The organism is Bacillus sp. LL01 (genome assembly GCF_001037965.1).
The window spans coordinates 139,304-166,236 of record NZ_LFEL01000002.1 but is presented as its reverse complement, the minus strand read 5'-3'; the positions used below and the strand labels follow the sequence as shown (position 1 = coordinate 166,236).

Sequence of the window (26,933 nt, the reverse complement as noted above, 5' to 3'; positions counted from 1 at the left end):
TTTTATTTCCTATATTACAACGAATTTTGGTAATACATCCCATAACATGACAAAAATCCTATTATTCTGATTATTTTTGAAACTTTTGAACTATTCAGTGTAGCAAATTAGGTTAATATGTCGTATGTCCACTTTTATGTTCCTACGGCATAATAAAGTTGAAGTTGTTTGATTTTAAAGAATTTTTACAATTTATTTACGGTCAAACTACAGTAGTTTTACACAATTCGAGTATATTGGGTTAGTGTACGACGTACGAACAACTATTTAAAGGAGGAAAATAAATGAGACATCATTCTAAAAGAGTTGTCATGATTCTATTAGCTTTCATATTAACATTCTCTAATCTAATGCCTGCTATGAACATTACAACTTATGCGGCAGAAAACCAGTCAACGGCTATTACAGTGGAGCAAGCAATTGCCAATAATAGCGGCACGGCGAATGTGGAGGGGTATATAGTGGGGACGGTAGTGTCCACGAATAATTTTGATTTGGAAGCCCCTTGGTCACAAGCTACTAATCTAGCAATTGCTGACTCTCCAAATGAAACAGACATTAGAAAAATGCTACCAGTTCAACTACCTAATAATTCGATTAGAACAGCATTAAACCTAGTAGATAACGAGAGTAACTACCACGCAAAACTTCAAATCACCGGTTCACTTGAAGCTTATTTTTTAGTGCCAGGTCTAAAAAGCCCAACCGATTTCACCATCATCGATGGCGGCCAAGATCCTGAACCTCCAGCAGAACCAGAACTTATCACACTTGCAGAAGCACGATCTAAAAACGTCGGACAAGAAGTCATCGTCCAAGGTGTTGTCACAGCAGATAACGATGCAATCGGCGGCGGAAAACTGTCCACTTACATACAAGATGAAACAGCAGGAATCAATTTGTTTTCCAATAGCCTATCAGGTTTTCCTAATTTAGTAGAAGGCCAGAAGGTGGAAGTCAGAGGGAAAATCGCCCTTTACAACGGCCTGCTTGAAATTATGCCGAACACGAATGGCATAGAGATTTTAGCGGAAAATGAGACTCTTCCAGAACCTACACCTATTACTATTGAAGATTTACAATCAGCAACTGTTGCTGAACCGCTGGAAGGCCAGCTTGTAACAGTAACAGGTTATGTTTCTAACAAGCCATCCACTCCGGCTGGTGGCGGATATAATGTAACTTTGACAGACAGCGATTTTAACTCTACAACGTTACGTGTTATGGAAGGTACTAACGCGATTGATGCATTGGAAGCTGGTAAGTGGTATGAGATTACCGCAATCCTGAGCCAATACAACACGTATCAAATTTTACCTAGAAAAGCATCGGATATCGTATTGGCTGCAGAGCAACCAGAACCACCAAGTTCAGCAGGTGAATACCCGGCTGTAGTAGAGCGTGTAACGGATGGCGATACGATACGTATCACTTCTCCATTATTCGGTTCCCAAAGCGTTCGTTACGTGAACATCGACACGCCGGAAACCTATCATTCTGTAAGAAATGACCTTGATCAGAATCAGAAGGATAAAGGTAACGAAGCGACTGCTTATATGCAGACTCTCCTTCAACCTGGAGATGAAGTAATTCTAAAAGTGGGCGAAGAGCCGACTGACAACTACGGTAGATTACTAGCTCAAGTATTACGCAAGGAAGATAGATTGAACACTAACCTTGAAATGGTAAGAGAAGGCTATGCGGTAACGTACTTCATCTGGCCGGTAGGTCCGGAAAATGAGTACAACGAATTCCAAGCTGCCGTGAAGGAAGCGAAGGAGGCAGGAAAAGGAATCTGGAACGAAAATGATCCATTATTGGAGCTTCCTACATTTTTCCGTGCCCGTTATGAAGGAAATCCTTTAACGAAGCCGGTTGGGAATTCTGATACGAAAGAATATGTAGAACCGTATTCTTGGGAAGAGGTTCCTGTTGAGAAGCGTGTATTCTTTTGGGATGAAGCGGATGCAGTGGCAGCAGGCTATACACCTGTTGGAGATGAGGAAGAGCCAACTCCAGGTGAGCTGGTTTCCGTTCAGCTTATTGGAATGAACGACCTTCACGGAAAAATCGATCAGACTTACGATTTATCAAGAGATTATGGTGTTGTAGCAGGCCGTATGGACTATGTTTCCGCTTATCTGAAAGACCGCAGAGAGCAAAATCCTAACACACTGATTGTGCATGCAGGTGACATGATCGGTGGAAGCTCACCAGTTGCAGCCTTGCTTCAGGATGAGCCTGTTGTCGAAATTATGAATGAGATCGGCTTTGACATTGGTACGGTCGGAAACCATGAGTTTGATGAGGGGACGACAGAATTTTTGCGTATGGTGAATGGTGGCGACCATCCGGAAGGAAAAGGTACAGAAGGATATGAAGGGATGAATTTCCCGAATGTCTGTGCGAACTGCGTTTGGAAGGACTCAGGAGAAACATTCTTGCCTCCATACGAGATTTTGGAAGTGGATGGCGAAAAAATTGGATTTATCGGTGTGAACACCACAGCTACATTAAACATGGTTATCCCTGATGGAATACAGGACATCACTTTTACAAACGAAGTGGATGCAGTTAATGAAGCAACAGAAGAATTGAAAGAGCAAGGAGTCAGAGCGATTGTGGTTCTATCTCATATGCCTGCATCTCAAGATGGAGATTCTGCTACTGGTGATGCGGCAAATCTTGCAAGCAATGTGGATGATGAAGTGGACGTCATTTTTGCAGCTCACAACCATGAAATTGTGAATGCCTTAGTGGATAACAAATTGATTGTTCAGGCATTGGATTACGGGAAAGCATTTTCTGCTGTGGACCTTGAAATCGACCCTGAAACAGGCGACATTGTGAACAAGGAAGCGGAAATTGTGTTTGTGGACCAAAGCAAAATGGATCCAGATCCTGTTGTAACGGAAATCCTAGCAAACTATGAAAATAGAATCGCACCAATTTTGAATGAAGTAGTCGGTGTAGCAGAAGTTGCGATGGAAGGCGGCTACGGAGTCCGTGGGGAAGTCGGCGACAATGCTCTTGGTAACCTGATAGCTGATGGTATGGCAACAGCAATGGAAGCGGACTTTGCATTGATGAACGGTGGAGGTATCCGCGACAACTTAAATCAAGGTGACATTACTTGGGGTGAGTTGTTCAATATCCAACCATTCAATAACGTTCTAATGAAGCTTGATATCTCAGGTGCAGACCTTTACACAATCATGAATGCACAGCTACAAGCACCATATGGACCTGACTACAGCATCAGTGGATTCCATTATACGTGGGATGGCGACACTTACAAAGTGGTGGACATCACGTTCCCGGATGGAACGCCTATCGATAAGGAAGCAACATATAGTATTGTAGTAAATAATTTCATGGCAACATCTACAGGAAGCAAGTACCGTCCTATCGGCGAGCTTGGCAAAAATCCTGTTACTGGACCGGAAGATTTAGAGGCAACCGTTAACTTTGTAAAAAGTTTTGATGGACCGATCAATTACGTGGCAGAAGGCCGTATCTCCGAAGTGAGCGAGCCTGGATATGAAGAGCCGGAAGTGAAATACACGGTTGAGAACAAGTTCCTTGATGCAAAAGGAAAAGAATTGAAGAAGCTTGTAAGAAAATCAGAAGTAACGGTAAACACTAAGATTGCTAATCACGTTCGCGATGCACGTGAGTTCACAGTTTCTGTGGAATTGGTGGACAAGCACGGCAGAGTGAAACACTCCTCCGAAGAAAGCTATGAAGTAGCAGGTGAGAGTGAAGGGGTATTTAATGTGGGAGTTACCATTCCTGCCAACCATACTGGTCAGCGCTATACGTTGACGGTTGTGGTGAAAGATGCGGAAGGTAAGGAAGTAAAGAGAAGCGAAATTCAATAAGCTTGTTGTAGTTGTTAGGAGGGGGCTTTCGGGCCTTCTCTTTTTTTATGGGTCTGTTAAACACCGCTGTTGATTTCCGCACCGGGCTTCGCTTTCCACGGGGCGCTTGCGGAGCCTTCTCGGCAAGCCTGGAGGCCACTGAAAAAGTACTGAATTTTAGTTCTTGGGTAAACACCGCTGTTGATTTCCGCAAATAGCTTCGCTTATCCAGAGGGCGACCTTGACCCTCCTCGGGCTGCGCTCTGCGGGGTCTCAAGATTGTCGCTACTCCCCTGCAGGAGTCTACGCTATTTGCTCCAATCCACAGCTAGAAACCATTTAAAACAATTCGTTTTCAGTTTTTCAGTGACCTCGGCAAGCCTGTGGGGTCTACGCTAAGCGCTATCTCCCGTAGAAGTCTACACCCTGTGCTCCAATCACCAGCTATAAATCACATCTTGAATCAACAATCCTTTAACAAAGCTTTTTTTATTCCCCCAAAAAAAGAGCCGGCACACAACTTGTGCCAGCTCTCTCATTAAAAATCTATTACTCTTCTCCTAAAAATACTTCCTTAATATCATCAAGCATGATGTTTGCAGCAAGTACTCCACCAGCAGTGTTCCATACAGCATCACTTACTTCATGGACATTTCCTGTTTTCGCAACTTCAAGGTTGTTGAATAGAGGATCCTCTAACCATTCGTCCTTGATCTTTGTTGCTTCACCATCACCAGTTTCATAGGAGAAGTGGAAAAGAACGTCTCCGTCCATTGCAGGGATTCTTTCTTTTGTTGCATTCATTTCAGCAAAATCATCTACATTTTGAGATTCAGGACGTGCAAATCCTAATTGATCCAAAATAATTCCAGAGAAGGAATCTTTATGATAGATACGAACATCTCCAGCTGTGAAACGTACGATGGATACTTCTTGCTCCGTCTTGTCACCAAGCTGCTCGCTCATATCAGCAACACGCGCATCAAAGTCGTCCATCACTTTTTGGCCTTCTTCTTCCTTATTCAACGCTTTCGCGTAAAGCTTGAAGTTTTCTTTCCAGTCACCTTTTAAAGTTTCTGCAAAAACAGTTGGTGCAATAGCATTTAATTGCTCATAAACATCTTCTTGACGTAGCTTGTTTCCGATAATTAAATCAGGCTTCAATGCTGCGATTGCTTCAAGGTTGACCGCACTTTCCGTACCAACAACCTCGACGCCTTCCATATCTGATTTGATGTGATCGTACCAAGTGTCACCTAACCAGGATTGAACAGCTCCGACAGGTTTTACACCCATTGAAAGAAGTGCTTCCGTACCTTCATTTGTTAAAATGACGACACGTTCAGGAGTTTTATCAATAGGTGTTGTTCCCATTGCATGTTCCACTTCATAAGAAGTGTCTTCTGCTGGAGTATCACCAGAAGCATCTTCCTCTTGACCGGCGTTGTTGCCATTGTTGCCGGAGCAAGCAGCTAAAACAAGGGAAGTAATGATAGTAAGTAGAAATAACGTAAACATCTTTTTGTTTTTTAACATGTATGTAGCCCCCGTATATATTGATAATGATTTTCAATCACAAGATAAATAGTACCCCTGATGAGAATCGTTGTCAATAACTTTCTGAGAATGATTTTCAAAGTCATTGACACTTGCTCCTAATTCTCCTAAACTTATAAGAGGATAAAAGATATATATAGATAGAAGGTACACAATTATGCTACTTCGCAAAAACAGCCATAAAATAATGGGATTGATAGTGGGAATGATTCTATTATCCTTCAGCTTTGTGGCAAGCATCATATATGGATATACAGATACTAGCCTGACTCTCGCAATAGATGCATTCCGTAATTTCGATGGATCGAATGAACATATTATTGTTCAATCTGTGCGTCTACCGCGTGCCATCATTGCGGCTTTGGTTGGGGGAAGTTTGGCAATCGCCGGCCTATGGATGCAGGCTTTGACTAAAAACCCGTTGGCATCACCAGGAATTTTCGGTATCAACGCAGGGGCCAGTTTCTTTGTGGTAGTGGCGGTATCATTCTTCTCTGTCACTTCTTTGCAAACCTATACATGGCTTGCGTTTGCAGGAGCAGCTCTTGCAGCATTTGCCGTTTATTTTATAGGATCAATTGGGCGAGAGGGTCTGACCCCTATGAAACTAACACTTGCCGGAGCGGCCTTTGCTGCCATGTTCTCATCTCTTACACAGGGCTTGCTTGTTGTAAACGAGACAGCGTTGGACCAAGTGCTGTTTTGGCTGGCAGGATCTGTTCAAGGCAGAAGCCTTAACTTGGTTTTTGCCGTTCTTCCTTATATAGCAGTTGCCTGGATTGCCTCCTTTTTTATCGGAAAAAAGATTAACCTGCTGGCAATGGGGGATGATGTGGCGACAAGTCTTGGAGTGAAAACAGGTCTTGTAAAATTAGCTGCAGCTATCATTATCATTCTACTTGCAGGTGGTTCCGTTGCGATTGCCGGACCAATCGTATTTATCGGTATCGTCATTCCGCATGTTGCTCGCTACTTTGTCGGGAACGACCACCGCTGGCTTGCACCATACTGCGGGATACTAGGAGGGATTCTCCTGTTGACGGCTGATATTGGTGCACGGTATATCATCATGCCACAAGAGATACCTGTTGGTGTCATGACCGCCATCATTGGAACTCCATTCTTCATCTACATCGCACGAAGGGGGTTCCACGGAAAATGAAAAATTATAGAACTTTTCGAATTGGAAAAGACCGCTTATCCTTTTTTATGGATAAAAAAGCGATACTCACCATTTTTGGCCTAGCATTGGCAGTAGTGGCCCTTTTCATTCTAAGTACTGGGATGGGAGATATGAAAATATCTCCGTGGAATGTTATAAAAGTCTTCTTTGGCCAAGGTGATTCCATGGAGACGTTGGTTGTACAATCCTTCCGCCTTCCAAGAATTATCATTGCGTTGCTTGTTGGAATTTCACTTGCAGTGGCCGGGGCCATTTTACAAGGCATAATTCGGAATCCGCTTGCATCTCCTGATATTATAGGTTTGACTGGCGGAGCTTCGACAGCAGTTGTCCTGTTTCTTGCTCTATTCAGTGACAGCAACAACTCATTGACTGTCAGCATTCAATGGTTGCCGTTAAGTGCATTTGTGGGAGCTACTGCGATTGCAATTATCGTGTACTCTCTCTCCTGGAAAAACGGACTATCCCCTATTAGACTTGTTCTGATAGGAATAGGTATTTCCACGTTAATGCAGGCATTGACCACCCTGTTCATGTTGCTTGGTCCCATCTATCGAGCGAGCCAGGCGAACATCTGGATTACAGGAACGGTGTATGGCTCGAACTGGAGCCATGTGAAAATATTATTACCTTGGACCATCTTACTTGTCATCGTCAGCTTTATGGTGGTAAGGCAATTAAATATACAGGAACTCGGGGATGAGGTTGCAACAGGTGTTGGCGGCGCTGTCAACAAGCATAGAATGGGCTTGCTTTTCCTGAGTACGGCACTGACAGGAGGCGCGGTTGCTTTTGCAGGAGGAATTGGATTTGTTGGTCTGATGGCTCCACACATTGCCCGTAGACTTGTCGGATCTTCCTTTGGGGTATTGATTCCGACATCAGCATTTATCGGCGCATTTTTGGTCATGCTGGCTGACTTAATCGGTAGAACCTTGTTCTCGCCACTGGAAATCCCTGCAGGCGTATTCACCGCTTCAATTGGAGCACCATACTTTATCTATCTGCTTTACAAAACGAGGAATACTTAACGAGAGGTGGAAGTAACATGAATGCATTAGAAACCCAGTCACTTACATTATCCTATGGTGAATCGATTATTATCGAGGAATTAGATCTGAAGATCCCTAAAGGGGAGATTACGGTCTTTATCGGTGGGAATGGCTGTGGAAAATCCACCTTGCTTCGTTCGTTAGCTCGTTTGTTGAAGCCGAAACAAGGAAATGTCCTACTTGAAGGAAAAGTTATTTCCGGTCAATCCACTAAAGAGATCGCCAAGCAGCTTGCCATTCTTCCACAAGGTCCGACAGCACCGGAAGGTCTATCCGTCCTTCAACTTGTGAAACAAGGGCGTTACCCTTATCAGTCCTGGTTAAAGCAATGGTCAGAGCATGATGAAAAGGTTGTCTGGGATTCCCTTCGTGCAACAGGTATGGAGGAGTTAGCAGAAAGAACGGTGGATTCCCTATCTGGTGGACAGCGCCAGCGTGCGTGGATTGCCATGACGCTTGCGCAGGAGACGGATGTAATCCTGTTGGATGAGCCGACAACTTACCTGGATCTTACTCACCAGATTGAAATTCTGGATTTGCTCTTTGAATTGAACGAAAAAGAAAACCGCACCATTATCATGGTCCTGCATGATCTCAACCTTGCCTGTCGTTATGCACATCATCTCGTGGCAATTCGTGATAAGCAGATTTACGCTCAAGGTAAGCCAGAGGAAGTAATCAACTGTGACCTTGTGAAAAATGTTTTTGATATGAACTGCCAGGTAACAACAGATCCATTATTCGGGACTCCGTTATGTATTCCTCACGGCCGTGGGAGATGTCTGGTACCAAATCTCGAAGGACTAAGAGCATAATGAGCACCCTGACCAAACAGGAATTTCGCTTTCTGGAAGAGAGTTGCCGTTTTGTTGCAGGGGAGGCGCAAGTGGAAGACACCGTGTCACTTCATTCGCTTATACATGATGGGACGGAAGCTTATTTGATGAAGGTTCAACATGCTCTGGGTACAGATGAGATGGATGTTGCGGCATCACTACTCATGAAAAGGCTCGGTTTTCTTGCGGTGAACTGCCTTCTTTCCATGACGGCATTCAATAAAACTCTGAAGGTGGACCCTTCCACGATCTGGATTGATTCCTATGTGGAAAATGATATATGGCTCCCTAAACTTCGTTATACGGAGGTACAGGCGGTTGAGGTAACTTCATTTGAAAATCGTGAGGCTTGGAGACAACGTCATTTCGAAGAACTATTCGGAGGTATTTTCGCCCCTCTTATCAACCGCATGGCAAAAGAGGCCAAAGTATCCCGCCAGACGTTATGGGAAAATGTCATGCTCTACATTTATTGGATGTACGAATCCATCTTGCCAAATCTTGAGATGGATACCCCGGACCAAGAGGAGGACTTTGCAAGCCTGCTAAAGGCGGACCCTGTTGTTTTTGGGTTGAAAAGAAATCCGTCGGCCGCTTTCTATAAGCCGAAAACCTTTGTAGAACAGCACCAGGCAGAGATTAGAGTGCGGACAACCTGCTGCTACTATTATAAAACCAATAGTGAGGGCTCTCGCTGCTCCACCTGTCCATTGAATTGTAAAGTGAAATAGACTTCACTATAATGGAACAAAGCATGAGGGGAGGATCTGCCGATGAACGAAAAACTCGAACAGCAATTGGACGGTTTACTGGAAAAATACACAGAGCTTCTTTTAGGAGAAGCGACTGAAGAGCACAAGGAAAACGTGAAAGCATGGGTGCTCTATACATATATTGCCAAATCAATGCCGCCGCTTGTGAAGCATTGGAATGAGCAATACCCCGATGCCAAACAGGATATGATGACGTTGATTAAGGAAATAAAAGAATTGAACGATGCTCACCGTGCGAAGAGTGGGAAGTGAGGAAGAGCCTTGAATTGTAAAAAATTCAAGGCTCTTTATTTACCTGCATAAAGAATTATAAACAAAGGTCCTCATCCTCGCTAACACCCCTCGAACACCTTGAGCGTGTTTCCACCTTTTCAATGTACCAAAAGTCATTTTCTTTCACCATCGTCATTTTAATATCGTTTCCAGCAATAGAATCGTCTCTCATTCCATAACTCATGATATACCCTTCTGCCTTATTTTCATCCACATTATTAATTCTTGTGTTAATTTCCCACACATCCATTCCTAATCCATAGCTAGTTTCTACATCCAACATCCATGCATTCATTAGCAATCCTGGATCTACCCAAATTTGATTGGCCGTCCCCAGAGAAAGGTCATACTCTCCATCCCAATCCCGCCAATTCGTAACTCCTTTCTGCCAGCCATTCTCTTCAGCCAAGGTATAATCTATTAGGTCATCCCAAAGCTGTGCATCAACATCTTTCCATAAGCGAGGAATTTGATCCTTAGGAGTCGTGAAGAACTCCCCAGTTTCCTCTTCTTCAGGCTTTTGGGAAAGTGTTTCTAATTCCATTTCTTTATCCTCAAGTTGCGCATAGACTTCCGTTACTTCCTTTTCCAATTCTGTAACTTTTTCTTGATGAACTTGTGAATTAGAGCAACCACTGAGTAAAAACGCTACTAAACAAACAACAAATAAACGCTTCACTGAAATTCCCCCTAAAAAAACAATTTGTTTAATTTTACCATAAACATTCGAGTGATTTACTTTAATTGGGAAAACAGTGTTTTAGAGAACATACAGAAGGGTAGAGGGGAAGATACGATTTTAAATAGAGTCTAAATAGCACAAAAAAACAACGGAAGAGGCCGCATTTACCGGCTTCATCCGCTGCATTGACATCTATTGCGTCATTCCATTACTCCCATAAGGAAACTGATTTGTGTAGCCTTGGAACTGCTGATATTCCTGTTGCAGTTTCATCTGGTCTGCAGGCTCGAGGCCATACCATCCCTTTTGAAACATGACATTGTAAAGCTCACGCTGACAATTTTGCGTTTCGTTAAAAATCGCAAGGAGGTCTGTGTAAATCTGCTGGTTGCTTGCTTCATTAAGTGCAGTACTGTAAGAAGCGGTCATGTATTTTTCCGTCGCAAGCATGTCATTGATGAAATCGCGCTCATTCATTTGTGGCGTCTTGGCAACCTGCGTCTCAGGATTCTGGATTTTTTGTTGATTCATTAGCGTTTTCCCCCTTTCTTATTGAAGTGGCTGCTGTTGCTGCATTTGGTTTTGACCTTGGATATGGCTCAATATCTTTTGGTAATGCCTTTGATGCATCTGGCCAGCTTTTTCAATGGCATTCACGACTTCCTGATCTTGACATTGACCAGCAAAGAAATGGGCTTTTTTCATCGCAAGTAAATTCCAGGAAAGCATATCTGCAAAGTATAATGAATCTTTTGTCGTTACAACCGCTGGAGGCTGTGGATAGTAGCCCGGCTGTTGATTAGTATTTTGCTGTGGTTGTTGCTGTTGCATACAACGACCTCCTATCATAATCTATCAAATGTAGAATAACCTTCTGACGAAAAATTATGTATTGATCGTGGAAATCATCGCACTCAAAATGTATCGAAATACGACAGCAAATAACACTATTTCCCGACAAATAATTTGTATTCAAATATTTGAAAAGATGATAAAATGAGGGTGTAATTTTATTTTTACACTCAATGAAAGCGTTTACTATAAAGGATCAAAATAGCACAAAGCAATCGGAGAGGGACATCGAGAAGAAGCGGGAGGAATAACAAGATGGAACAAGTAATGCGCAATACATTTTTATATTTATCCAAAAATAAAACACTAACAAAAATGGCAAGGAAATATGGTTTGCGATTCGGTGCGGGAAGGTTTGTTGCGGGTGAAAGGATTGATCAGGCAGTAAAGTGTATCCAAGAGCTGAACCAAAAAGACCTTTGTGTAACCATTGACTATTTGGGTGAGTTCATTGATACGGAAGAAGAAGCGAATGTAATGGCGGACAATTCCATCGAAGCCATTCGTGCAATCGGTACGGAAAATCTTGATTCCCAATTGTCTTTGAAAATGACTTCCATGGGCCTAGATATCTCTGAAGAAGTTGTTATGCGAAACATGCGCCGGATTCTTGATGCAGCAAAAGAATATGGCGTGTTCGTTACGATTGACATGGAAGATTACTCCCGCTGTGGAAAAACAATTGAAGTGTTCAAAAAGCTGAGAGAAGACTACGACAATGTCGGAACAGTAATCCAGTCCTACTTATATCGTACAGTGAAAGACATGGAGGACCTCAATCAATATAGTCCGAACCTTCGTCTTGTTAAAGGAGCGTACAAGGAATCCCCAGATGTTGCATTTCCAGATAAGAAAGATGTGGATAACAATTTAAAGAAAATCATCGAAATGCACCTGCTGAACGGGAATTACACGGCAGTTGCATCACATGACGATGCAATGATTGAATACACGAAAGATTTAGTGGAAAAGCATGGCATTTCCAAGAATCAATTCGAATTCCAAATGCTTTATGGAATTCGCCCGGATCGCCAGTTGGAGCTTGTGAAAGAAGGCTACAAAATGCGTGTTTATGTTCCATACGGCACGGACTGGTACGGATATTTCATGCGCCGCCTTGCGGAACGACCTGCGAATGTTGCGTTTGTTTTGAAGGGAATCATTAAAAAATAACGAAAGAGCGTGCAATTTGCACGCTCTTAATTTTTAGATGAAATGTAGAACCCATGTTGATTGTAGTTGGCCGCCTACGGAAAGCGAAGCGCCTGGAACGGAAATCAACAATTAGGTGCGTATTTCAGTCTTCCATGTTCTGTTTCCCGTACTGTTGGTTGTTGCTTGTTTTTTTACCTCGATAGTCCATTTCCACTGTAGGACCAGCGTTTCCTTTTACACTAGCGGCACTTTTAGCTGCGTGAGAAGGTTGCTTTTTCATTTTTGCCATGATGTCTCACCTCCACCTTTTCATTTTTCCCGCTCGCAAAAGCAGCATGCAGCAGACATCAGAAAATAATATGGAAATTTCTTATTTATTTATTGCGAAAATTTTCAAAATACTTTATAGTTAAACCAAAGGAACTCTTGCAAAGGTGATATTTTTTTGAGGTAAAAATGAATGAGCATTCATTCAAAAATTGTTTACAGTTTCTAGCTGGTGATTGGAGCATAGGGCGAAGACTCCTACGGGAGGAAGCGCTTAGCGGAGACCCCACAGGCCAAGCCGAGGAGGCTCCGCATGCGCCCCGTGGAAAGCGAAGCCCGGTGCGCAAATCACCAGCGGTGGTTAACGCACCAACTTTTAAAACCAACTATCAAGGGGGAGGAAGAATGAAACAAAGTATTAAAAAGGTTGCTGTAATCGGTTCGGGAGTTATGGGATCCGGTATTGCGGCACATTTAGCAAACGTTGGCATTCCTACAATCTTGTTAGATATCGTTCCTAACAAACTAACGAGTGAAGAAGAACAAAAGGGCTTAACACTCTCTGATAAAGCAGTACGAAATAAATTTACGAACTCGGCATTGCAAAAGCTGTTAAAACAAAAGCCGGCTCCACTGACAACTAAATCCAATCTTGCGCTGATTGAAGCTGGCAACCTGGAAGACGATATTGAAAAGATTGCGGATTGTGACTGGGTAATCGAAGTAATCGTGGAAAACTTAGAAATCAAAAAGCAACTATTTGAAAAGGTGGATACACACCGCAAGCAGGGAAGCATCATTAGTTCCAACACATCCGGTATTTCTATTGAAGCGATGGCGGAAGGACGCTCAGAGGATTTCCAGAAGAACTTTCTGGGAACGCACTTCTTCAACCCACCACGTTATTTAAAACTACTGGAAGTGATTCCGACAAAAGATACAAATCCTGAAGTCGTAAGCTTCATCAAATCATTCGGTGAGGATGTACTAGGGAAAGGTATTGTACTTGCAAAGGATACACCTAACTTCATCGCAAACCGCATTGGAACGTATGGCTTACTTGTTACGGTAAATGAAATGCTTGAAGGTGGATACAGTGTCGGTGAAGTGGACTCTGTTACAGGTCCTGCAATCGGGAGACCTAAGAGTGCGACATTCCGTACCCTTGATGTGGTGGGACTGGATACATTCATCCATGTTGCCAACAACGTCTATGAAAAAGTGGAAGGCAAGGAGCAGGAAGTATTCCGCATTCCTGACTTTATGAACAAGATGAAGGAAAAGGGCTGGTTGGGCTCCAAATCCGGTCAAGGCTTCTTCCTCAAACAAGGAAAAGAGATCTTAGAACTAAATCCAGAAACATTAGAATATGAAGCACGCAAGAAGCTGAAAACACCGGCACTTGAAATGAGTAAACAGGCTAAGGGCTACAGCAACAAAATGAAAGCGCTTGTATATGCGGATGACCGCGCAGGAAATCTTTTATGGAGCATTCTTGCACCGGTATTAAGCTATTCGGCTGAACTTCTTGGTGAAATTGCCGATGATATTGTGGCAATCGACCAGGCAATGAAATGGGGCTTCGGCTGGGATCAAGGACCGTTTGAAACATGGGATGCCATCGGTCTGGAAGAGTCCGTTATGAAGATGAAGGAAGACGGTATCCTTGTTCCGAAATGGGTCGATGAAATGTTGGCAAACGGCCATCGTTCCTTCTACAAAAAGGATAGTGGAACAACTACCTTCTATGATAACGGGACTTACAAAGCGTTAGAGGTAAATCCGAAAGTAGTTCACTTGAAAACACTGAAAGAAACAAAAGGCATTATCAAAAAAAACTCAGGTGCAAGCTTAATCGACCTTGGTGATGATGTAGCACTTCTTGAATTCCAATCTCCAAATAACGCGATTGGCTTGGACATCATCCAGATGGTAAATTACGCACTGGAGGAAGTGGATAAAAACTACAAAGGGCTTGTCATCGGTAACCAGGGCAAGAACTTTTGCGTAGGTGCAAACCTTGCAATGATCCTGATGGAAGCGCAAGACGACAATTATTTTGAAATCGACATGGTTGTGAAGCATTTCCAGCAAGCCATGATGAAAATAAAATACAACTCCAAGCCTGTTGTGGCAGCACCATTTGGCATGACACTCGGTGGAGGAACAGAAATCTGCCTACCGACAAGCCAATTGCAGGCGTCCAGTGAAACCTATATGGGTCTTGTCGAAGTTGGAGTAGGACTTATTCCTGGTGGAGGCGGAAACAAGGAGCTTTACATCAAGCACTTGAACAGCATGCCACAAGGACTCGAGTACGACCTGCAAAAGGTTGCGAACAAAGTATTCGAACAGATCGCGACTGCCAAAGTCTCCACATCAGCTGCTGAAGCAAGAGACCTGCACATGTTAAACAATAAAGACCAGATCAGCTTCAACGGCGACCACTTGATCCATGATGCGAAGCAAGCGGTAACTAACCTTTATGATGCAGGCTACACCGCACCTGTTCGTAAAAAGGTTCCAGTGGTTGGTGAAACAGGCTATGCAACATTAATGCTCGGTGCCCACAATATGCACTATTCCGGATTCATTTCCGAGCACGACTTGAAAATCGCAAAGAAGCTTGCACACGTTATCGCAGGTGGAAATGTACCGTTCGGAATGGAAGTGGATGAACAGTACCTGTTGGATCTCGAACGTGAAGCATTCCTGAGTCTCGTTGGAGAAGCGAAATCCCAACAACGTATGCAGCACATGCTTGTAAAAGGAAAGCCATTACGTAACTAACTATTTAAAGGCTCTGTTAAAGGAAATTGATTTAGGAGGATTTCTAGCTGTTGATTGGAACAAATGGCGTAGACTCCAGCGGGGGGATAGCGACAATCTTGGACCCCACAGCGAAGTGAGGAGGCTCAAGGTCGCCCCGCGGAAAGCAACAGCGGTTTAAAGAGCAATAGCCAATAATCTACTATACTACTAGAAAAGCGAGGGGAGCAATTTGAAAGAAGCTGTTATAGTTGCTGGTGCTAGAACACCAGTCGGAAGATCAAGAAAAGGTTCACTAGCTACAGTTCGACCAGATGATCTAGGTGCATTAGTAGTAAAAGAAACATTAAGAAGAGCGGGCAATTACGATGGTCCAATCGATGATCTGATATTTGGATGTGCAATGCCGGAAGCCGAGCAAGGCCTGAATATGGCCAGAAATATCGGTGGTTTGGCAGGACTTCCTTCCAGCGTTCCGGCCATCACAATCAATAGATACTGTTCATCGGGCCTGCAAACTATCGCCTACGCGGCAGAACGAATCATGCTTGGGCATTCTGAATCCATCATCGCGGGTGGAGCAGAGTCGATGAGTATGGTACCAATGGTGGGTCACACAGTCCGTCCGAATGCAAGACTAGTGGATTCTGCACCGGAGTACTACATGGGAATGGGTCACACAGCAGAACAGGTTGCAACAAAATATGGTGTAAGCCGTGAAGACCAGGATGCTTTTGCCGTTCGCAGTCATGAACGTGCAGCAAGAGCGATTCAAGAGGGGAAATTCGCAGATGAAATCGTACCTGTTGATGTAACGCTTCGCAAAGTTGGATCTAACAACAAGTTGCAAGAGTCCACATTCACTTTCAGTCAAGACGAGGGTGTAAGAGCCGGTACGACAATGGAAATATTGAGTAAACTTCGTCCTGCATTCAATGTCAAAGGTTCCGTAACAGCCGGCAACTCCTCCCAAACAAGTGACGGAGCTGCATCTGTGCTGGTAATGGAAAGAGAAAGAGCAGAAGCATTAGGATTAAAACCGATTGCAAAATTTCGTTCCTTTGCAGTAGGTGGAGTTCCACCAGAAGTGATGGGAATCGGCCCGGTTGTGGCAATCCCTAAAGCACTTAAACTTGCTGGCTTGGAACTTTCCGATATCGGCTTGCTCGAATTAAACGAAGCATTTGCATCCCAAGCAATCCAAGTTATGCGCGAATTAGGACTAGATGAAGATAAAGTGAACGTAAACGGCGGTGCAATCGCCCTTGGACACCCACTTGGATGCACAGGATCCAAACTGACCCTGACCCTTCTAAACGAAATGCAACGCCGAAACGAACAGTTCGGAATCGTCAGCATGTGTATCGGCGGCGGAATGGGCGCAGCAGGAGTATTTGAACTACTGGCTTAAATAAATTTCGATGCATTTAAATGCAATTAAAAATAGAATGCATTCATGTTAATAAAAACTTTTGATTAACCAGTTCTCCCCTGTTGATTGAAGAGCAGGGTGTGAGACTCCTACGGGAGATAGCGGTAGACTTGAGACCCCGCAACGAAGTGAGGAGGCTCAAGCACCGCCCCGTGGAAAGCGAGCACCCGGAGCGGAAATCAACAGGGAGTTAACCCGGTACACAATTATTTTGAGAGTGAATTTTAAAGAATTCCATAAACAAACGGGAGGAATAAACATGTCAAACACATTAGAAAATGTAATCAAAGGCGGAAGTTTTCTACTTGACGATATCGCAGCAGAAAAAGTCTTCACACCAGAGGACTTCTCAGACGAACACAAACTGATTGCCAAAACAACAGAAGAATTCGTACTAAACGAAGTCGTACCGAACCTTGAAGAGATCGAGCACCACAACTTCGATATCTCCGTAAAACTTCTCAAAGAAGCGGGAGAACTAGGCCTATTAGGAGCAGATGTACAAGAAGAATACGGCGGATTCGGACTTGATAAAATCAGTTCATCCCTGATCACGGAAAAATTCTCAAGAGCCGGTGGATTCTCTTTATCCTACGGTGCACACGTCGGAATCGGATCTCTTCCTATCGTTCTTTTCGGTAATGAAGACCAAAAGCAAAAGTACCTACCGAAGCTATCTTCCGGAGAATTACTCGCAGCATACGCATTAACAGAGCCAGGATCCGGGTCTGATGCACTTGGTGCAAAAACGACTGCCAAGCTGAACGACGAAGGAACACATTATGTATTAAATGGTGAAAAACAGTGGATTACAAACGCTGGCTTTGCTGATGTATTCGTTGTCTATGCAAAAGTGGATGGCGAGCATTTCTCCGCATTTATTGTAGAACGCGAATTTGGTGGAGTTTCCACTGGACCGGAAGAAAAGAAGATGGGAATCAAAGGATCTTCCACACGTACACTGATTCTAGAAGATGCACTGGTACCAAAAGAAAACCTACTGGGTGAAATCGGTCGCGGACACGTTATCGCATTTAACATCCTGAACATCGGACGATATAAATTGGCTGTTGGAACAGTTGGTGGATCTAAACGTGGAATTGAGCTTGCAGCAACGTATGCAAACCAACGTCAACAGTTCAAAACTCCAATTGCAAAATTCTCTCTTATTCAGGAGAAGCTTGCTAACATGGCGACAAAAACATATGCAACGGAAAGCTCCGTGTATCGTACAGTCGGTCTTTTTGAAGACAGCATGGGCCGCCTGACAAAAGAAGAAGAGAAGGATCCTAATGCAGTGGCAAAAGCTGTTGCTGAATATGCAATCGAATGTTCATTGAATAAAGTATTCGGTTCTGAAACACTTGATTATGTAGTGGATGAAGCAGTTCAAATCCATGGTGGTTATGGCTTTATGGCAGAATATGAAGTGGAAAGAATGTATCGTGACTCCCGTATCAACCGTATCTTCGAAGGTACAAACGAAATCAACCGTCTGTTGGTTCCGGGAACATTCCTGCGTAAAGCATTAAAAGGTGAGCTTCCGTTGATTCAAAAGGCGCAAAGCCTGCAAGAAGAACTAATGATGCTAATGCCGGAAGAAGTGGGCGATGGAGTATTGGAGCAGGAGAAATATCTTGTGAAAAATGCGAAGAAAATTGCCATACTTATGACTGGTTTAGTAGCTCAAAAATACGGTAAGGCATTGGAAAGAGAACAGGAATTGCTTGTTAACATCGCTGACATCATCAGCAACGTTTACGCAATGGAGTCCGCTGTACTTCGTACGGAAAAAGCGATCGCCAAATCTGGTGAAGACAAAAACAAATTGAAAGTCCTTTACACTCAAGTATTCTGCCAAGAGGCGTTTAACCAAATCGAAGCGGATGCAAAAGAGACATTGGTAGCCGCTGAAACTGGCGATACACTTCGCATGATGATCTCTGCACTGCGTAAGTTCACTCGTCACACACCAATTAATGTGGTTGCAAAGAAACGTGAGATTGCAGCTGTAGTGTTGGATGTACAAAAGTACACTGTCTAAACAATGAAAAACCAGGCTCCCATTCATTTGGGGACCTGGTTTTATTTTTAAAGTGTGCGATGAAAAATCTAAAACACTAATCAATCCGACACAACTCATCCGGGCAATTTTCACAATGTATCTCCAACTTCAAATAATTCAGGTCATGAATAGTAATCTTACCTCTATCAACCGATATAGTCCGATTCCGTTTTAATTCCGAAAGCATCCGGTTGACTACTTCACGAGAAGTTCCACAGTAGTTTGCAAGTTCCTGATTTGTTAAAGGTAAATTAATGAGTATCCCATCTTCCTTTAGGACACCATAACTGTTTGACATACGAATGAGCGTGGAATACAATGCTCCCTTTCGACCATTCAGAACAAGATCCCTGAATTTCGTCTGTGTTTTTCGCAAATGAAGGCTCATCCATTTCATAAACTCCATGGCGAGTTGGCCGTTTGCTGCAAGCTTTTTTTCCAATTCATGCTTGTAGATAACCAGCACTTCAGCTCTATCATCCATCGCTTTAGCACTAAGCATATAGATTGCCCCTGCGCAAAATAATGTCAGTTCTCCGATAAGGTCATCTTTGCTGCATAGCCTTAAAGTAAGCTCCTGACCATCAGGTGTCACCTTGCTTATTTTGAAGCTTCCACTCAATACCAGATATATCTCAGAAGCCACCATACCCTCCTGAAATAAAAAAGCTCCCTTTTTGACAGCCAATTTCTTTTCAAAAGAAGTAAACAAAAACTCTTTTAATTCTTTTGATAATTTTTCCGTCATAGGGCTCATCCTTTCACCGTTCCCAATTCAGCGCTATTACTTTTTATAATAACGCTAAAATCGGCCAAAATCTATGTCATGCAGAAATTGTTGCAAGTAAGAAAGGAAAAAAAAGAAATACGTCGAATAATAGAAAAGGTAGTCTTACACTTTGTTGTCTTATCGTATTTTAAGGTCAATCGATATATTGGTTACTATCGGGCTCTTTTCTTGGCTGCACATGGAAAGTTGCACGCTTTTTTTCATGCAGGATAACAGTAAAAAGTCCAAATTCCGACTTTTTACTTGCTAATTGCACCAAACTTGCTGAAAAGAGCTTAGAAAGATAGCGTGTTGAAAATTAGGCGCAAGCTTCCTGATATGCTACAATATATGAGTAAAATCATGTATTGTAAGGTGGTGCAAAAGGTTATGGCAGTAACATTTTATTGGTATCCTAAATGTGGCACATGCCGAAATGCTAAAAAGTGGCTGGAAGCGAATGGTGTAACAGTAGAAGAAGTACATATTGTCGAAAATCCACCATCACGTGAGAAATTGGAGGAGCTTTATAAGAAAAGCGGCCTCGAACTGAAAAAATTCTTTAACACAAGTGGAATGAAATATCGTGAACTTGGATTGAAGGATAAAGTAAAAACAGCCACCGAAGAAGAGTTGCTTGATATTCTCGCAACAGATGGCATGCTGATCAAGCGCCCCATTACAACGGACGGCAACAAAGTAACAGTAGGATTTAACGAAAAGCAGTTTGAAGAAACCTGGAGATAGGACAGCCTCTCATATTCAAAGGACTTGAGTCTAATGGAAAGAGCTGAAAATAAACTAGTTTGATGGAGGGAATTATTGATGAGCACACCTAAAGATTTACGTTATTCCGAAGAGCATGAATGGGTAAAAGTTGAAGGAGAAAAAGTACGAGTTGGGATTACACACTTTGCGCAATCCGAGCTTGGAGATATCGTGTTTGTTGAGCTTCCTGAAGTTGGGGATGACATCTCTGCAGATGAGCCTTTCGGAAGTGTAGAATCCGTTAAAACGGTATCTGAACTTTACGCTCCGATCAGCGGTAAAGTTGTGGAAGTTAATGAAGACTTAAATGACAGCCCTGAGTATGTTAACGAATCTCCATACGAGAAAGCTTGGATGATTGTGGTGGAACCTGCAGATGCTGGTGAAGTAGACAAATTAATGACTGCTGAGCAATATGAGGAAATGACAAAAGAAGACTAATTATCATCTCGGGGGGCAACCTAATCTTAGTTGACATTTAACTAAAGAAGGTGACCTTAGATGACTTTGGATAACAAAAGGTTGGATATTACCGACCGGGTAAACGGTAAATTGACGGATCAAGGCTTTGAGCTTTATGTAGAGCATGAATCCATCGGTCAGGTGACGTTTACAGAACAAGGCAACCAGTACAGGTTGAGAAATGGTTATGAACAGGAAGGAAGCAAGATCTTCCAACAGGTTCAAGTGCCTTCTGAAAAAGATGCGAAATATGTAGATTGCGACTACGAAAATGGATGGTGTTAGCCATCGGTGGGGTTGGGACTTTTATTAGTTCCGGCCCTTTTTCTTATCTTACAAAGCCCTATTTTCTAATTATATGTGTACATTACCGTTATTCCGAATAGTTATAGTATAAAGCATTATATCTTTATACATTTTTTTAGAACAGGTGATGGCTATGGATTTTATAAATGAGGAAAAAATTATCATTGTTGAGGGGAAATCCGATAAAAAGCGCATTCTGGAAGTAATCAACGAACCGGTTCATATTATATGTACAAATGGTACCATCAGTGCTACCAAACTGGATGAACTGATGGAAGATATTTTGGATAAAGAGGTATACATTTTAGTGGATGCGGATAGTTCCGGCGAAAAGCTCAGAAAGCTTTTCAAACGGGAATTCCCTGAAGCAGATCATCTTTATATTGATAAAATGTATCGCGAAGTGGCCTCTGCGCCACATCACCATATAGCAACTGTGCTTTTAAGTGCAAATATAGATATTCATGCACAGTTTTTGTAATAAAGATTGTATTGAGGATGAGGAAATGAAGGATTGGACGAAAAATGAACTAATACAAGAAATTAATGAAAATCAACTGACTGTGGTCTATTTTTATACTCCTATGTGCGGGACATGCCAGGTTGCAAAGCGGATGATGGATGTGACAAAGGAGCTTTTCCCACAGTTTACGTTTGGAATGTTGGATGTAAACTATATACAGGATCTAGCTATGAAATGGGAAATCGAGAGTGTCCCTTGTTTGATGATTTTCAAAAATGGCGAAATCTTGAAAAAAATATATGCCTTCCGTTCTGTGGACTATCTTTATGGACTTGTAAAGCAATATGACGGGAAGTAAATAAGTAGAAAACACCATTTTGTGGTGTTTTTTATTTTTGGATTGGATAAGCTGTTGATTTCCGTTACAGGCGCTTCGCTTTCCACGGGCGGTCCGGGAGCCTCCTCACTTCGTTGCGGGGTCTCCCTTGTCCCTTCCTCCCGTAGGAGTCTGCGCGCCTTCCACTCCAATCAACAAAGTTATTGCATTCAGACGTTTATACAAACTGCGCCACAATTTATAGTGAGCTTTTTATTAATTCGACATTTTCACCTATTGCCATTTTTCAGAAAAAGGAGTAAATTTGTTTAGGGATGCGAAATATATAAACGGACAAGGGGCACTTACATATTGAAAAATGCAAACTGGCTTCAATCATTCAGACGTTATAACCACAACATTCAGCAATTGTTTATCGTAAATATCCTAACCCAGATCGGGCTGGGAATATTTATGATTGTCTATAATTTTTATATAAGAGAACTTGGTTTTGCGGAAACGGTGAATGGAAATGTAATTGCCATGTCATCTCTGGCTGCAGCTATCATTTTGATACCTGCAGGAATATTGAGCGATAAAATTGGCCGCAGGAAAATGATGATTTTTGGTGTGTTTTTCAGTGGGATATTTATGTTCTTGAGAAGTATTTTTGAACTTGAATCGCTACTTTTAGTTAGCGCATTTATTGCAGGGATTGCGATGGCTTTCATTCAGGTGACAGTAGTACCTTGGCTTGCGGAAAGCTCTACAAAAGAGCAGCGGGTAAAGTTGTTCAGCTACCATTTTGCTGTCATGATGTGTGCGAATGTGGTGGGAAATCTTCTTGGCGGAACGTTGACTGATCTGTTTTTACATATAGCTGGTCTTAGCCCAGTATGGAGCATTAGGTTGACCCTTCTAATCGGAAGCGTCATATTCATGTTCGGGGTCTTTCCTTTGCTTAAAACAACTGAAGTTCAACGTAAGCAAGAGAACATGGCATTTTCTATAAAAAGCTTCAAATCATCCATTCCTAAAGGACAATGGAAGTTGATCTTCGCCTTTTCCTTTGCGTCCATATTGATAGGGTTTGGTTCAGGATTGGTTATTCCATATTTGAATATGTACTTTGCAGACCGGTTTGGGACCTCCAATTCAACGATTGGAATAGTCCTCTCATTAGGTCAGGCCGTGACTGCTGTAGCCATGATCATCGGGCCGGCGGTTGTCCGGAGAGTAGGGGAAATGAGGGCGGTAGTAATTCTGCAACTTCTCTCCTTACCCTTCATGCTTTTAACGGCCTTCACCCAAATTTTCTGGTTAGCTGCACTTGGCTTTCTATTCAGGCAGGCTTTAATGAATGCCGCAAACCCGATTATTTCATCAATGATGATGGAAAAAGTGGATAATTCGTTAAAGGGTTTTGCCAATTCGATAAATCAGATGGTATTCTCGCTCGGTTGGGCAAGCATGGGTCCGGTGTCCATGACCATTGTGCTTTTGTATGGGGAATATTGGGGATATTCGATTGTTTTCTCCATTACCGCAGTGCTTTATCTGACAAGCTCCTTTTTCTTTTATTTGATGTTTAGAGAAAAATCGACGGCAACCTATCAAAAGACTTTGGTAAAGACATCATAGTCTGACATATTTCTTGGGAAATGAAGAACAGTTATCGCAAATGCGCGGTAATTGTTCTTTTCGTTTTGCAGGGATTTAATTAGCTGAAACGGAATTATTTAGGCAAAGGGGGCGGGTATGTATGGTAAAAGAAAGCTTGGAATTGTTTATCGCAAAAGCAAAGAAGAAATTGCATGTGATGGAGATCTTACCTTACTACAGTCTGCGCTGTTGCTTGGTCGCTTATGGAGAAAAGACGATCTTTTCGCTTTGTAAAAGTGATCTGCAGGTCGAGGAAGAAGCAAAGATGGTGGATATAGTGATTGAGGGGTCTACAGAAGAAATAATGGAACTATTGAAAGGAACGAAGATGAGGGACCTTAAAGGGCTGTCATTCAAAGGATCTTTCAGGCATTACCTACTGCTGGATTCGCTGTTTACCTTAGTGAACCGGTCGGAAAGAAAAGAAGTATCATAAAGGAATTGTGCACGCCTGTAACGAATAAAGTAAAGATAGAAATAGAGAAGATTTATAGGCGGTGTAGGAAGTGTATTATTTTATTGTCAATAAGATGGCCGGTAACGGAAAAGGAATGCGTGTTTGGGAAACTACGGAAAAACTGTTGAAGAACAGGAAGGTGTCCTACAATGTTTCTTTCACTGAACATGCAGGTCACGCCGGTGAATTGATTGGAGATATAGATGAGCATAACGTAAATGCTGTGGTAGTAGTAGGCGGAGATGGAACCATTCATGAAGTTGTGAATAGACTGATCGCTAAAGAGGTGACTCTCGGAGTTATTCCTGCCGGTTCTGGTAATGACCTGGCAAGAAGTCTGAGAGTCCCTTTTGACGCTGAAGGTGCTTTGGAGCGTATCCTCAAAGGAGAAGTACAACTCATCGATGTTCCTAAGGTAGGGGAGGAGTATTACATTTCCATTGCGGGACTCGGATTTGATGGGAGGGTTGCCCAAGTTACCAACCAGTCAAAGTCTAAGCGCTTTATGAATATAATGGGACTTGGCGGATTGTCCTATGTGTTGAATATCTTTAAAGTACTATTTACTTATCAACCGTCAAAGGTTACTGTTTTGGTGGATGGAAAGACACATGAATTTATCGATGTCTGGCTGATAGCAGTGGCCAACCTGCCGTACTATGGCGGGGGGATCATGATATGTCCGGATGCAAAAGCTGATGACGGCCAACTGGATGTTTGTGTGGTTTCGGGAATCGGAAGATGGGAACTATTATTTGTTTTTCCATTAGCCTTTAAAGGAAGGCATATTAAGCATCGAAATGTGAAGATGCTTAGAGGAAGCTCCATACAGGTCAAGCCGAATTCTCCTTTAATTATGCAATGCGATGGAGAAATCGTTGAAAATGGAAAAGCCGAGTTCAGTGTACAGGAGAAAATCCTGAAGATTTTGTAAATAGATTCATAAAAAGTTTTTGATTGACAGGCTATTTATCACCGTGATACGATAACACTCGTTAATTCGAATTGCCCAAATACTTAATTATAACTATATATGTTTATCTCTTATCGAGAGAGGTGGAGGGACGTGCCCTATGATACCCGGCAACCGTCAACAAGCAATTGTTGAAATTGGTGCCAATTCACACAAAGCAAAGGTATTTGCTTTGATAGATGAGAGAAAGGACTCTTTACATTTAATCCTTTCTGCTCATTGTTGCGGAAGGGATTTTTTATTTTCCGGGTGTTTAAACAAACGTTTGATTAAACCCAATTGGGTAAGCTAAGACAAGGAATTGTAAGAAGGTAGGTGCAAGCATGATTTCACTTCAAGGTGTAAAAAAGGTATTTAAAACGAAAAATGGTCCGGTTACAGCTGTTGATAACATAGATCTATCCATCAACAAAGGGGAAATATTCGGTGTTATCGGATACAGTGGGGCAGGCAAAAGTACCCTGATCCGCATGCTAAACGGATTGGAAACTCCAACAGACGGGGTAGTGGATGTAGCAGGGAAAAACCTAGCGAAGGTTAAAGGCAGGGAGCTTAGAGAAGCACGCCAGGAAATCAGTATGATCTTTCAGCACTTCAATCTGCTGTGGTCCAGAACGGTTAAAGAAAATATAGCATTTCCACTTGAAATTGCCGGTATAGGGAGAGCAGAACGCAACAAGCGGGTAGAAGAACTTATCAAGTTGGTTGGTCTTGATGGAAGAGGAGATTCCTATCCATCCCAGTTGAGTGGAGGACAAAAGCAAAGGGTGGGAATTGCAAGAGCGCTCGCCAACAACCCTAAAGTTCTTTTATGTGATGAAGCGACCTCAGCTTTGGATCCACAGACAACAGATTCGATTCTCGACCTGTTGGTGGATATCAATAAGCGATTATCCCTGACCATTGTACTGATTACGCATGAAATGCATGTCATCCGTAAAATCTGTCACCGTGTAGCGGTGATGGAGAATGGCAAGGTTGTAGAACAGGGAGATGTACTTAATGTTTTCCGGAAACCTGAACAGCCGATAACGAAACGCTTCGTTAAGCAGGTGACAGAACCGGAAGATACGCAGGAGACGGTAGAACATCTATTAACAGAGTACCCGAAAGGAAAAGTGGTTCAGTTGACCTTTGTAGGGACATCTGCTGAACAACCATTGATCACGAACTTGATACGAAAGTTTCCTATCGATGTCAACATCCTTCAAGGAAAGATCTCACAAACGCAGAATGGCGCATATGGTTCACTCTTTGTCCATCTTGATGGAGATGACGCCGAGGTTCAGCAGGCATTGGCGTTTATCCGTGAGCAGCAAGTGGATTTGGAGGTGATGACACATGCTTGAGAGAGTTAATTGGGACAAAATGTGGGATGCTACTTTAGAAACCCTTTATATGAGCAGCATATCCGTTGTCGCCACTTTCATTTTAGGAATCATTTTAGGACTGCTATTGTTCCTGACAGCGAAGGGAAACATCTGGGAGAGCCGTCTTATTAATGGAATTGTGGCCGCATTCGTAAATATTTTCCGATCCATCCCTTTTGTCATATTAATATTTTTACTTATTCCATTTACAAGATTCATCATGGATACCATAATCGGTGCTAATGCTGCACTACCAGCATTAATTATTGGAGCTGCACCATTTTACGCTCGTATGGTGGAAATAGCACTGCGTGAAATTGACAAAGGTGTTATAGAAGCAGCCCGTTCCATGGGGGCAAAAACTTCAGAAATCATCTGGAAGGTGCTCATTCCGGAATCGATCCCAGCATTGGTTTCCGGTATTACCGTAACTGCAATTGCCATTGTAAGTTACACCGCAATGGCGGGAATCATTGGTGCCGGTGGATTAGGTAATCTGGCATTTCTTGATGGTTTCCAACGTAACAACTGGGAAGTAACGCTTGTATGTACAGTCATTATTTTAATCATTGTATTTATCATCCAATTTATTGGAGATTTAGTAACCAACAAACTAGACAAACGATAAGAA

At 42.6% G+C, this 26,933-nt stretch carries 26 protein-coding genes and 1 riboswitch; of the genes, 20 read left to right on the top strand and 6 right to left on the bottom strand.

The window, feature by feature from the left end; all coding sequences use genetic code 11:
* Positions 1–284: 284 nt before the first annotated feature.
* Positions 285–3,881, top strand: a complete 3,597-nt coding sequence (locus AB685_RS07345) for a DUF6359 domain-containing protein (RefSeq protein ID WP_047969944.1) — start codon at positions 285–287, stop codon at positions 3,879–3,881.
* A gap of 528 nt (positions 3,882–4,409) precedes the next feature.
* On the opposite strand, the gene AB685_RS07340 is transcribed toward AB685_RS07345, so the two are convergent.
* Complete coding sequence (locus AB685_RS07340; protein WP_047969943.1) at positions 4,410–5,396, bottom strand: iron-siderophore ABC transporter substrate-binding protein; 987 nt, start codon at positions 5,394–5,396, stop codon at positions 4,410–4,412.
* A gap of 178 nt (positions 5,397–5,574) precedes the next feature.
* Between AB685_RS07340 and AB685_RS07335 the strand changes: the two genes are divergently transcribed.
* Genes AB685_RS07335 through AB685_RS07315 form a run of 5 tightly spaced genes read left to right on the top strand, consistent with a single transcriptional unit; the run spans position 5,575 to position 9,513 of the window.
* Complete coding sequence (locus AB685_RS07335; RefSeq protein ID WP_047969942.1) at positions 5,575–6,579, top strand: iron ABC transporter permease; 1,005 nt, start codon at positions 5,575–5,577, stop codon at positions 6,577–6,579.
* Positions 6,576–7,631 (top strand): iron ABC transporter permease, encoded by a 1,056-nt coding sequence (locus AB685_RS07330; RefSeq protein ID WP_047969941.1) that lies wholly within the window; start codon positions 6,576–6,578, stop codon positions 7,629–7,631. Before AB685_RS07335 ends, AB685_RS07330 begins: the two co-directional genes overlap by 4 nt.
* A gap of 17 nt (positions 7,632–7,648) precedes the next feature.
* Positions 7,649–8,467 carry an ABC transporter ATP-binding protein gene (locus tag AB685_RS07325; RefSeq protein WP_047969940.1) on the top strand — a complete coding sequence of 273 codons (819 nt, stop codon included), beginning with the start codon at positions 7,649–7,651 and terminating at the stop codon, positions 8,465–8,467.
* A complete protein-coding gene (locus AB685_RS07320) occupies positions 8,467–9,219 on the top strand; it encodes an IucA/IucC family C-terminal-domain containing protein (RefSeq protein ID WP_047969939.1) in 753 nt (250 codons plus the stop codon). Before AB685_RS07325 ends, AB685_RS07320 begins: the two co-directional genes overlap by 1 nt.
* Before the next feature lie 42 nt (positions 9,220–9,261).
* Entirely contained in the window at positions 9,262–9,513 is a 252-nt protein-coding gene (locus AB685_RS07315; RefSeq protein ID WP_047969938.1) for a YusU family protein, read from the top strand.
* 55 nt (positions 9,514–9,568) lie between these two features.
* On the opposite strand, the gene AB685_RS07310 is transcribed toward AB685_RS07315, so the two are convergent.
* The 3 genes from AB685_RS07310 to AB685_RS07300 form a co-directional block, all read right to left on the bottom strand.
* Complete coding sequence (locus AB685_RS07310) at positions 9,569–10,213, bottom strand: hypothetical protein (RefSeq protein ID WP_047969937.1); 645 nt, start codon at positions 10,211–10,213, stop codon at positions 9,569–9,571.
* A gap of 195 nt (positions 10,214–10,408) precedes the next feature.
* Positions 10,409–10,747 carry a spore coat protein gene (locus AB685_RS07305; RefSeq protein ID WP_047969936.1) on the bottom strand — a complete coding sequence of 113 codons (339 nt, stop codon included), beginning with the start codon at positions 10,745–10,747 and terminating at the stop codon, positions 10,409–10,411.
* Between the two features lie 18 nt (positions 10,748–10,765).
* Complete coding sequence (locus AB685_RS07300) at positions 10,766–11,047, bottom strand: hypothetical protein (RefSeq protein WP_047969935.1); 282 nt, start codon at positions 11,045–11,047, stop codon at positions 10,766–10,768.
* Positions 11,048–11,323: 276 nt separating this feature from the next.
* Here AB685_RS07300 and AB685_RS07295 point away from each other — a divergent pair, with 276 nt between their 5' ends.
* Positions 11,324–12,241, top strand: coding sequence for a proline dehydrogenase (locus AB685_RS07295; RefSeq protein ID WP_047969934.1), 918 nt, complete (start codon positions 11,324–11,326; stop codon positions 12,239–12,241).
* Between the two features lie 124 nt (positions 12,242–12,365).
* On the opposite strand, the gene AB685_RS30200 is transcribed toward AB685_RS07295, so the two are convergent.
* Positions 12,366–12,512, bottom strand: coding sequence for a YuzL family protein (locus AB685_RS30200; protein ID WP_082153549.1), 147 nt, complete (start codon positions 12,510–12,512; stop codon positions 12,366–12,368).
* Positions 12,513–12,895: 383 nt separating this feature from the next.
* Between AB685_RS30200 and AB685_RS07290 the strand changes: the two genes are divergently transcribed.
* From AB685_RS07290 to AB685_RS07280, 3 genes are all read left to right on the top strand, one after another.
* Complete coding sequence (locus tag AB685_RS07290; RefSeq protein WP_047969933.1) at positions 12,896–15,280, top strand: 3-hydroxyacyl-CoA dehydrogenase/enoyl-CoA hydratase family protein; 2,385 nt, start codon at positions 12,896–12,898, stop codon at positions 15,278–15,280.
* Between the two features lie 211 nt (positions 15,281–15,491).
* Complete coding sequence (locus tag AB685_RS07285) at positions 15,492–16,670, top strand: acetyl-CoA C-acetyltransferase (RefSeq protein ID WP_047969932.1); 1,179 nt, start codon at positions 15,492–15,494, stop codon at positions 16,668–16,670.
* 280 nt (positions 16,671–16,950) lie between these two features.
* Positions 16,951–18,735 carry an acyl-CoA dehydrogenase family protein gene (locus AB685_RS07280; RefSeq protein WP_047969931.1) on the top strand — a complete coding sequence of 595 codons (1,785 nt, stop codon included), beginning with the start codon at positions 16,951–16,953 and terminating at the stop codon, positions 18,733–18,735.
* Between the two features lie 76 nt (positions 18,736–18,811).
* On the opposite strand, the gene AB685_RS07275 is transcribed toward AB685_RS07280, so the two are convergent.
* On the bottom strand, positions 18,812–19,513 hold the full coding sequence (locus AB685_RS07275) for a Crp/Fnr family transcriptional regulator (RefSeq protein ID WP_047969930.1): 702 nt from the start codon (positions 19,511–19,513) through the stop codon (positions 18,812–18,814).
* A 402-nt stretch (positions 19,514–19,915) separates the two neighbouring features.
* On the opposite strand from AB685_RS07275, the gene AB685_RS07270 reads away from it, so the two are divergent.
* From AB685_RS07270 to AB685_RS07220, 10 genes are all read left to right on the top strand, one after another.
* Complete coding sequence (locus AB685_RS07270; protein WP_047969929.1) at positions 19,916–20,272, top strand: arsenate reductase family protein; 357 nt, start codon at positions 19,916–19,918, stop codon at positions 20,270–20,272.
* A 78-nt stretch (positions 20,273–20,350) separates the two neighbouring features.
* A complete protein-coding gene (gcvH, locus tag AB685_RS07265) occupies positions 20,351–20,734 on the top strand; it encodes a glycine cleavage system protein GcvH (protein WP_047969928.1) in 384 nt (127 codons plus the stop codon).
* A 60-nt stretch (positions 20,735–20,794) separates the two neighbouring features.
* Positions 20,795–21,040 carry a YusG family protein gene (locus AB685_RS07260; protein WP_047969927.1) on the top strand — a complete coding sequence of 82 codons (246 nt, stop codon included), beginning with the start codon at positions 20,795–20,797 and terminating at the stop codon, positions 21,038–21,040.
* 154 nt (positions 21,041–21,194) lie between these two features.
* Entirely contained in the window at positions 21,195–21,542 is a 348-nt protein-coding gene (locus tag AB685_RS07255; RefSeq protein WP_047969926.1) for a toprim domain-containing protein, read from the top strand.
* 25 nt (positions 21,543–21,567) lie between these two features.
* Positions 21,568–21,882, top strand: coding sequence for a thioredoxin family protein (locus AB685_RS07250; RefSeq protein WP_047969925.1), 315 nt, complete (start codon positions 21,568–21,570; stop codon positions 21,880–21,882).
* Positions 21,883–22,209: 327 nt separating this feature from the next.
* The gene (locus AB685_RS07245; protein ID WP_047969924.1) at positions 22,210–23,481 is read left to right on the top strand and encodes an MFS transporter; all 1,272 of its coding nucleotides are present in this window, start codon (positions 22,210–22,212) and stop codon (positions 23,479–23,481) included.
* 121 nt (positions 23,482–23,602) lie between these two features.
* Positions 23,603–23,938: a hypothetical protein gene (locus tag AB685_RS07240; RefSeq protein WP_047969923.1), complete on the top strand. Its 336-nt coding sequence runs from the start codon at positions 23,603–23,605 to the stop codon at positions 23,936–23,938.
* Positions 23,939–24,008: 70 nt separating this feature from the next.
* Complete coding sequence (locus AB685_RS07235; RefSeq protein ID WP_047969922.1) at positions 24,009–24,893, top strand: diacylglycerol kinase family protein; 885 nt, start codon at positions 24,009–24,011, stop codon at positions 24,891–24,893.
* Between the two features lie 107 nt (positions 24,894–25,000).
* Positions 25,001–25,118: riboswitch (SAM riboswitch) on the top strand.
* Positions 25,119–25,255: 137 nt separating this feature from the next.
* A complete protein-coding gene (locus AB685_RS07225) occupies positions 25,256–26,281 on the top strand; it encodes a methionine ABC transporter ATP-binding protein (protein WP_047969920.1) in 1,026 nt (341 codons plus the stop codon).
* Complete coding sequence (locus tag AB685_RS07220) at positions 26,274–26,930, top strand: methionine ABC transporter permease (protein WP_047969919.1); 657 nt, start codon at positions 26,274–26,276, stop codon at positions 26,928–26,930. The genes AB685_RS07225 and AB685_RS07220 overlap by 8 nt, the downstream gene beginning before the upstream one ends.
* Positions 26,931–26,933: the final 3 nt, after the last annotated feature.

Coding starts and splice junctions, on each gene's coding strand:
- AB685_RS07225 (WP_047969920.1), top strand. CDS start 25,256: ATGATTTCACTTCAAGGTGTAAAAAAGGTATTTAAAACGAAAAATGGT.
- AB685_RS07290 (WP_047969933.1), top strand. CDS start 12,896: ATGAAACAAAGTATTAAAAAGGTTGCTGTAATCGGTTCGGGAGTTATG.
- AB685_RS07270 (WP_047969929.1), top strand. CDS start 19,916: ATGGCAGTAACATTTTATTGGTATCCTAAATGTGGCACATGCCGAAAT.
- AB685_RS07305 (WP_047969936.1), bottom strand. CDS start 10,747: ATGAATCAACAAAAAATCCAGAATCCTGAGACGCAGGTTGCCAAGACG.
- AB685_RS07330 (WP_047969941.1), top strand. CDS start 6,576: ATGAAAAATTATAGAACTTTTCGAATTGGAAAAGACCGCTTATCCTTT.
- AB685_RS30200 (WP_082153549.1), bottom strand. CDS start 12,512: ATGGCAAAAATGAAAAAGCAACCTTCTCACGCAGCTAAAAGTGCCGCT.
- AB685_RS07345 (WP_047969944.1), top strand. CDS start 285: ATGAGACATCATTCTAAAAGAGTTGTCATGATTCTATTAGCTTTCATA.
- AB685_RS07300 (WP_047969935.1), bottom strand. CDS start 11,047: ATGCAACAGCAACAACCACAGCAAAATACTAATCAACAGCCGGGCTAC.
- AB685_RS07325 (WP_047969940.1), top strand. CDS start 7,649: ATGAATGCATTAGAAACCCAGTCACTTACATTATCCTATGGTGAATCG.
- AB685_RS07340 (WP_047969943.1), bottom strand. CDS start 5,396: ATGTTAAAAAACAAAAAGATGTTTACGTTATTTCTACTTACTATCATT.
- AB685_RS07240 (WP_047969923.1), top strand. CDS start 23,603: ATGGTAAAAGAAAGCTTGGAATTGTTTATCGCAAAAGCAAAGAAGAAA.
- AB685_RS07335 (WP_047969942.1), top strand. CDS start 5,575: ATGCTACTTCGCAAAAACAGCCATAAAATAATGGGATTGATAGTGGGA.
- AB685_RS07255 (WP_047969926.1), top strand. CDS start 21,195: ATGGATTTTATAAATGAGGAAAAAATTATCATTGTTGAGGGGAAATCC.
- AB685_RS07280 (WP_047969931.1), top strand. CDS start 16,951: ATGTCAAACACATTAGAAAATGTAATCAAAGGCGGAAGTTTTCTACTT.
- AB685_RS07220 (WP_047969919.1), top strand. CDS start 26,274: ATGCTTGAGAGAGTTAATTGGGACAAAATGTGGGATGCTACTTTAGAA.
- AB685_RS07250 (WP_047969925.1), top strand. CDS start 21,568: ATGAAGGATTGGACGAAAAATGAACTAATACAAGAAATTAATGAAAAT.
- AB685_RS07315 (WP_047969938.1), top strand. CDS start 9,262: ATGAACGAAAAACTCGAACAGCAATTGGACGGTTTACTGGAAAAATAC.
- gcvH (WP_047969928.1), top strand. CDS start 20,351: ATGAGCACACCTAAAGATTTACGTTATTCCGAAGAGCATGAATGGGTA.
- AB685_RS07320 (WP_047969939.1), top strand. CDS start 8,467: ATGAGCACCCTGACCAAACAGGAATTTCGCTTTCTGGAAGAGAGTTGC.
- AB685_RS07295 (WP_047969934.1), top strand. CDS start 11,324: ATGGAACAAGTAATGCGCAATACATTTTTATATTTATCCAAAAATAAA.
- AB685_RS07275 (WP_047969930.1), bottom strand. CDS start 19,513: ATGAGCCCTATGACGGAAAAATTATCAAAAGAATTAAAAGAGTTTTTG.
- AB685_RS07260 (WP_047969927.1), top strand. CDS start 20,795: ATGACTTTGGATAACAAAAGGTTGGATATTACCGACCGGGTAAACGGT.